Source organism: Mycobacterium scrofulaceum (assembly GCF_002086735.1).
Taxonomy (GTDB): Bacteria; Actinomycetota; Actinomycetes; order Mycobacteriales; family Mycobacteriaceae; genus Mycobacterium; species Mycobacterium scrofulaceum.
In genome coordinates, this window is the sequence record NZ_MVIJ01000023.1 from 84,329 (window position 1) to 91,274 (window position 6,946).

At 72.7% G+C, this 6,946-nt stretch carries 5 protein-coding genes and 1 pseudogene; 5 read left to right on the plus strand and 1 reads right to left on the minus strand.

Translation table 11 applies throughout. The features are described from left to right. Window positions 1-157 precede the first annotated feature (157 nt). The 5 genes and pseudogenes from BST44_RS16370 to BST44_RS16390 all read left to right on the plus strand — a co-directional run bounded on the left by BST44_RS16370 (window position 158) and on the right by BST44_RS16390 (window position 4,804). Window positions 158-2,881: a sensor histidine kinase gene (locus tag BST44_RS16370; RefSeq protein ID WP_083178148.1), complete on the plus strand. Its 2,724-nt coding sequence runs from the start codon at window positions 158-160 to the stop codon at window positions 2,879-2,881. Next, complete coding sequence (locus BST44_RS16375) at window positions 2,878-3,300, plus strand: roadblock/LC7 domain-containing protein (RefSeq protein ID WP_083178149.1); 423 nt, start codon at window positions 2,878-2,880, stop codon at window positions 3,298-3,300. Before BST44_RS16370 ends, BST44_RS16375 begins: the two co-directional genes overlap by 4 nt. Before the next feature lie 6 nt (window positions 3,301-3,306). Beyond that, window positions 3,307-3,681 (plus strand): DUF742 domain-containing protein, encoded by a 375-nt coding sequence (locus BST44_RS16380; protein ID WP_083178150.1) that lies wholly within the window; start codon window positions 3,307-3,309, stop codon window positions 3,679-3,681. Continuing rightward, window positions 3,662-4,256, plus strand: a pseudogene (locus BST44_RS16385) (GTP-binding protein). The gene BST44_RS16380 and the pseudogene BST44_RS16385 overlap by 20 nt, the downstream one beginning before the upstream one ends. Beyond that, complete coding sequence (locus tag BST44_RS16390) at window positions 4,253-4,804, plus strand: pentapeptide repeat-containing protein (protein WP_083178151.1); 552 nt, start codon at window positions 4,253-4,255, stop codon at window positions 4,802-4,804. The pseudogene BST44_RS16385 and the gene BST44_RS16390 overlap by 4 nt, the downstream one beginning before the upstream one ends. Window position 4,805: 1 nt before the next feature. Here the strand turns inward: BST44_RS16390 and BST44_RS16395 are convergent. Then, the coding region (locus BST44_RS16395) for an ATP-binding cassette domain-containing protein (RefSeq protein ID WP_208619816.1) at window positions 4,806-6,946 on the minus strand (2,141 nt) is incomplete at its 5' end.

Consider the following 6,946-nt stretch of genomic DNA (forward strand, 5'->3'; position numbering starts at 1 on the left):
CCTGGGCCGCGGGCTGTCATACTCGTCGGATTGCCACGTTGACGCGCTCGCGCCCCTCTGGCGTGGTACGGGTGGATAAAGCAGGAAGTCTCATGAGCCTCTCGTTTTCTCGAGCGCTGAGCATCAGCGCAGCGGCCGGTCGCACGGCCGTGCCGACGTGACCATGTTCGCCCGCCCGGCCCACCCGGCCGAGGCGGCCGCCGCCCAATCCCCGCAGCCCCGCGATGCCGGTGCGGCGCCGGGCAAACGCCCCCCCGCCTGGTCGCCGAGCAACTGGCCGGTCCGGTGGAAGGTGCTGGCGATCGTGTTGGTCCCGCTGGTGCTGGCGACGGTCTTCGGGGCGCTGCGCATCGAGGGCGCGATGGCCAACTCGGGCGGTCTGCGGCTGGCCGCGGCCCGCGCCGACGTGGTGCCCGTCATCACCAAGTACATGTCGGCGCTCGACGTCGCGCTGCTGGCGGGCAGCACCGGACGCGACGTGGAGGGGGCCAAGAAGAACTTCGAGGCGCGCAGGTACGAACTGGAGACGCGACTGCGCGACACCGACGTGACCCCCGAGGTCCGCTCCGGGGTCGACACCCTGCTCGACGGCGGTCAGATGCTGGTGAACAAGGTGTCCGACAACGGACTCGGTCTGCGGGAGCGGGTGACCCTCTACGCCCCCATCCTGCTGACCGCGGAGGACGTCATCAACGCCTCGGTGCGCGTCGACGACGAGAAGATCCGCGCCCAGACCGCGGGCCTGAGCCGGGCGGTCGGGGCCCGCGGACAGATGACCATGCAGAAGATCCTCGTCACCCGCGGCGCCGACCTGCCCGAGCCGCAACTGCGAACGTCGATGATCACCCTGGCAGGGACCGAGCCGTCGACGCTGTTCGGGATGAGCGAGGTGCTCGGCGCTGGTTCGCCCGAGGCCAAGACGCTGCAGCAGCAGCTGGTGACGCGGATGGCGATCATGTCCGATCCGGCCAGCGTGCTCGTCGACAACCCCGACCTGCTGCGCTCGATCCAGGCCACCGATGAGATCGCCGAGCAGGTCATCAAGGACGCCACGGCGGCGGTGACCAAGGCCGTGCACACCGAGGCCGCCGACAAGCGCAACGCGGCGATCATCGACACCGTCGTGGTGCTGTCGGCCATCGTCGTCGCGCTGGTGATCGTCCTGCTGGTGGCGCGCGCCCTGGTGCGGCCGCTGCGCGTGCTGCGCGACGGCGCCCTCAAGGTGGCCCACACCGACCTGGAGGAGGAGATCGCCCGGGTCAAGGCGGGCGGCGCCGAGCCGACGCCGCAACCGCTGCCGGTGTACACCACCGAGGAGATCGGCCAGGTGGCCCACGCGGTCGACGAACTGCACACCCAGGCCCTGCTGCTGGCGGGCGACGAGGCGCGGTTGCGGCTGCTGGTCAACGACATGTTCGAGACCATGTCGCGGCGCAGCCGCTCGCTGGTCGACCAGCAACTGTCGCTCATCGACCGGCTGGAGCGCGACGAGGAGGACCCCGAACGCCTGGACAGCCTGTTCCGGCTGGACCACCTCGCCGCCCGGCTGCGCCGCAACAGCGCCAACCTGCTGGTGCTCGCCGGGGCTCAGCTCGCCCGGGACCAGCGCGACCCGGTGCCCCTGTCCACGGTGCTGGGCGCCGCGGTGTCCGAGGTCGAGGACTACCGCCGCGTCGAAATCGCCGGCCTGCCCGACGACACCGCGTTGATCGGGGCGGCGGCCGGCGGCGCCATCCACCTGTTCGCCGAGCTGATCGACAACGCCCTGCGCTACTCGCCGCCGTCGACGCCCGTGCGGGTCTCGGCGGCCCGCGGCGGGGACGGGGGCGTCGTCGTGCGGATCGCGGACGCCGGCCTGGGCATGAACGACGCCGATCGGCGCATCGCCAACATGCGGCTGCAGGCCGGGGGCGAGGTCAGCCCCGACAACGCCCGCCACATGGGCCTGTTCGTGGTCGGCCGGATCGCGGCCAGGCACGGCATCCGGGTGGGGCTGCGCGGGCCCGCCGCCAACGAGGAGGGTTCCGGCACCACCGCCGAGATCTACCTGCCGCCGGTGATCCTCGAGGGCGCCGGCCAGGCCCGCGCCGCGCGGATCCGGGCGGTGTCCTCGCCCGGTGCGCAACTTTCCGCCGTGACCGCCGCGCCGCCGGCCGAGGAGCGCGCGCCCGAGCCGGCGGCCCGGGGCGCCGCGCCGCCGGTCACGTTGCTGCCCCGCCGCAACCCCGGTTCCAGCGGGATCACCGAGGTGCCCGCCCCGCCCGCCGAACAGCGGCCCGAGCGGCCGCGGCGTGAATTGCCCACCCCGTGGTGGGAGAGCGGTACCCCGGCGACCCCGGTCACCCCGGCGACCCCGGCAGCCGCGGAGCCGAAACCCGCGCCTGCGCGGGCGGCGTCGGACACCTCGGCGTTCTTCGCCGCGCGGCCGCGGGGAGCCGACAAGCCGGCGGCCCCGGCCCCGGGCGCACCCGGCCCGTCGATTCCGGCCACCCCCGCGCCCACCCCCGCCGACGACGACGTGATCTACCGGCGGCTGATGTCGGAGATGCTGGGCGATCCGCACGACCTGGTCAACAGCCCCGACCTGGACTGGCAGTCGGTGTGGGACCGCGGTTGGACGCTGGCCGCCGCGGCCGAGGACAAGCCCGTCGAGTCGCGCACCGCCGAGCACGGCCTGCCGATCCGCACGCCGGGCGCCCGGCTGGTGCCCGGCGCCGCCAACGGCCTGGCCGAACAGGACCAGCCGGTCTCCGCCCGGGAGCCGCAGCACGCGGCCGCGGGCCGCGATCCCGAGGCGGTTCGGGCGTCCTTCAGCAGCCACTTCGGCGGCGTGCGCACCGGCCGGTCGCACGCCCGCGACGAGGGGGATGACCAGGAATGACGTGGCCCGGCAATCCACCGCAAGCGGGCGGTGCCAACAGCCTGGACTGGTTGGTGACGCGGTTTGCCCGCGAGGTCCCCGGTGTGGCGCACGCGCTGCTGGTCTCCGTCGACGGGCTGCCCATCGCCGCCAGCGAGCACCTCCCGCGCGAGCGCGCCGACCAGCTGGCCGCGGTGGCCTCCGGCCTGGCCAGCCTCGCGACCGGCGCCGCGCAGCTCTTCGAGGGCGGCCAGGTACTGCAATCGGTGGTCGAGATGCAACACGGCTACCTGCTGTTGATGCGCGTCGGCGACGGCTCGCATCTGGCCACGTTGGCCGCGACGTCGTGCGACATCGGTCAGATCGGCTACGAGATGGCCATCCTGGTCGAACGGGTCGGGGGCGTGGTGCAGTCCACCCGCCGGTCCGGCGTCTCGTGAGCCGCGATGGACGAACGCGAGCCCCTGCCGACCGCACGTAAAGGGAACCTGGTCCGCCCGTACACCCTGACGTCGGGGCGGACCGGCACCGACGTCGAGCTTCCCGTGGAAGCGCCGATCCAGACGTTGCAGGCCGGGCTGGCTCACCGGTGGCCACCCGGCGACGCGAAAGGCAAGATCGTCCAATTGTGTACGGGCAGCCCGTCGGTCGCGGAAATCTCCGCCCGGCTGGATCTGCCGTTGGGTGTCACGCGCGTCCTGGTCGGCGATCTGGTGTTGTCCGGCTACCTTCGGGTGCACAGGACGTTGTCCGAGCGTTCGACCAGAGATGAGCGCCACGAACTGATAGGAAGGACCCTGCGTGGCCTTAAGGCACTCTGAGGCGCACCCCGACGTGCCCGCCGACTCCGCCCACGCCTCGACGAAGATCGTCATCGCGGGCGGCTTCGGCGCCGGCAAGACGACGTTCGTCGGGGCGGTGTCGGAGATCATGCCGTTGCGCACCGAGGCGATGCTCACCGACGCCTCGACCGCCGTCGACGCGCTCGAGGCCACCCCGGACAAGCGGACCACCACCGTCGCGATGGACTTCGGCCGCATCACCCTGGACGAGGACCTGGTGCTCTACCTGTTCGGCACGCCCGGGCAGCGCCGGTTCTGGTTCATGTGGGACGACCTGGTCCGCGGCGATCGGGGCCATCGTGCTGGTCGACTGCCGGCGCCTGGAGGACAGCTTCGCCGCCGTCGACTTCTTCGAGCACCGCAACCTGCCGTTCCTGGTGGCGGTCAACGAGTTCGACGGCGCGCCGCGCTACCCGGTCGCGGAGGTGCGGCGGGCGCTCACCCTGCCCCCGCACATCCCGGTGATCACGGTCGACGCCCGGGACCGCCGGTCGGCGACCGACGCGCTGATCGCGGTCAGCGAATACGCGCTGGCCAGCCTGACGGCCAATTGACCGAGCGGTGGGCCGATCGCCACTTCGAGGCCCACGACTTCACCGACGAGGACCTCAGCCGGCTGGACACCGAACGGGCCGTGTTCGACGAGTGCGACTTCAGCGGCGCCAACCTGGCCGAGTCCCGGCACCGCGGGTCGGCGTTCCGCAACTGCACGTTCCGGCGAACCTCGTTGTGGCACAGCGCGTTCGCGCAGTGCAGCATGCTGGGCTCGATCTTCGTGCAGTGCCGGATGCGGCCGATCACCTTCGACGAGGTGGACTTCACGCTGGCGGTGCTCGGCGGTAACGACCTGCGCGGCGTCGACCTCAGCGGCTGCCGGCTGCGGGAGGCCAGCCTGGTCGAGGCCGACCTGCGCAAGGCGGTGCTGCGCGGCGCCGACCTGTCCGGCGCGCGGGCCACGGGCGCCCGGCTCGACGACGCCGACTTGCGCGGGGCGGCCGTCGATCCCTCGTTGTGGCGGACCGCCTCGCTGGCGGGCGCTCGCGTGGACGTCGGGCAGGCGGTGGCTTTCGCGGCGGCGCAGGGGCTGCGGCTCGACGGCTGAATCAGTGCTTGAGCCGGATGCGCCACCGCACCAGGGCGGCGTAGCCGATCGACAGCGCCGCGAGCATGCCCATGTCGAACAGCCAGGCGCCCGCGGTGTGCTGGAAGTGGCTGTCGCGCGGGCTCTGCGGCCCGGGCGCCACGGTCCACAGGTCGATGGTCGACGCCTGCGCGGCGTACCCCCACCTCGACGGCACCACCCAGGACAGCTGGTCGAGGAAGATCCGGTTGGTGACCGGCACCATCCCGCCGGACAGCACCATCTGGCCCATGAGCGAGACCACCAGCAGCGGCATGATCTGCTCGTTGGAGCGCGCCAGCGCCGACAGCAGCAGGCCCAGCATCGCCGCGGCCACACACGTCGCCGCGACGGCGACGAACAGCTCGAGGGTGGCGTTCCCGAGCAGCACGGCCGGCCGTTTCGGGGCGCCCTTGCCGATGACCACGATGGCGGTGGCGATCGCCGCCTGCACGACGGCGAACACGCAGAACACGGCGATCTTCGCGAGCAGGTAGGCGGTGGTCGACAGGCCGACCGCCTGCTCGCGCCGGAAGATGGGGCGCTCGCCGATCAGGTCGCGGATCGTCAGCGCGGTGCCCATGAACGCCGCGGCCATCGTCAACAGGGTCAGGATGGTCCCGGCCTCACCGGCCGAGTCGCTCGTCGGGTCGGCGTACCCGAAGCCGGTGTGCCCGGGAACGGTCAGCGACAGCGCGCCCATGACGAACGGCAACAGCGCCAGGAACACGAAGTACGCGCGGTCGGCGACGACCAACCGGACCTGGCGTCGGGCGACGGTGAAGAACTGGTGGCGCATGCTGGTGCGCGGCGGGACGCCGAGGTCGGCCGGCGCCTCCGTCCGCGCCGGCGGCGGGGGCTTGTGCCGGGCTTGCGTTCGAGCCAGGAAGCGGCGGTTGGCCTCGTCCGGGTCGGCGCCCACCTTCGCGAAGATCTGCGCCCAGTTGGTGGTGCCCATGGCCGCGCCGATCTGGTCGGGCGGCCCCAGGAACGCGGTCTTGCCGCCCGGTGCCATCAGCAGCACCTGGTCGCAGACGTCGAGGTAGGTCAGCGAGTGGGTGACCACCAGCACCACCCGGCCGGCGTCGGCCAGCTGGCGCAGCATGGTCATCACCTGCAGGTCCAGCGCCGGGTCCAGGCCCGAGGTCGGCTCGTCGAGGATTAGCAGCGACGGCCCGGTGAGTAGCTCGAGGGCCACCGAGGCGCGCTTGCGCTGCCCGCCGGAGAGCTTGTCGACCCGGGTGTCCGCGTGCTGGGTCAGCCCCAGCTCGTCGAGGACCTGGGCGACCACCTCTTCTCGGTCGGCCCTGCTGGTGTCGGATGGCAGCCGCAGCTCGGCCGCGTAGCCGAGGGCCTGGTTGACCGTGAGCTGGCGGTGCACCACGTCGTCCTGGGGGACCATCCCGATCCGGGTCCGCAGCGACGCGTACTCGGTGTGGATGTTGTGCCCCTCGAACGTGACGACCCCGGACGTCGGGGTGGCGTACCCGGCGATCAACCGCGAAAGCGTGGTCTTGCCGGCGCCGGACCCGCCGATGAGGGCGGTCAGCGTGCCGGGGCGCGCCGTCAGCGAGATCTTCTCGAGCAGATTCTTGCCGTTGACGCTGAAGTCGACGCCGCGCACCTCCAGCCCGCCGGTGCGCGCCGCCGCCTCCTGGCGGCGGACCAGAATGCCGCCGGAGAACACCAGGTCGACGTTTCCGATCGTCACGACGTCGCCCTCGGACAGCACCGCGGACGCGGCCTTCACCCCGTTGACGAAGGTGCCGTTGCTGCTGTTGGCGTCCCGGATCTCGGGGCCCGCAGGCGTCGGGGTGAGGAACGCGTGATGGCGGGACGCCAGCACGTCGTGGATGACGATGTCGTTGTCGAGCGCGCGGCCGATCCAGGCGGCCCGGCCGGGCCGGTCGGTCACCCGCTCGGACTCGGGGCCCAGGTTCGGCACCCGCGTGGTGGGGAACTCCGCCAGCTGGCCGCTCGCGCCGATCTGGGTCGGCGGGCTGAGGTCGGGCGGCGCGCCCGGCTGCGGGACCGATCGCGTCGCGGCGTCCGGCCGGACGATGGGGACGGCGGTGGTGCGGTGCGGGCCCGCCCAGGGCCGCGGCGGCGGGGCCGCACCGCACC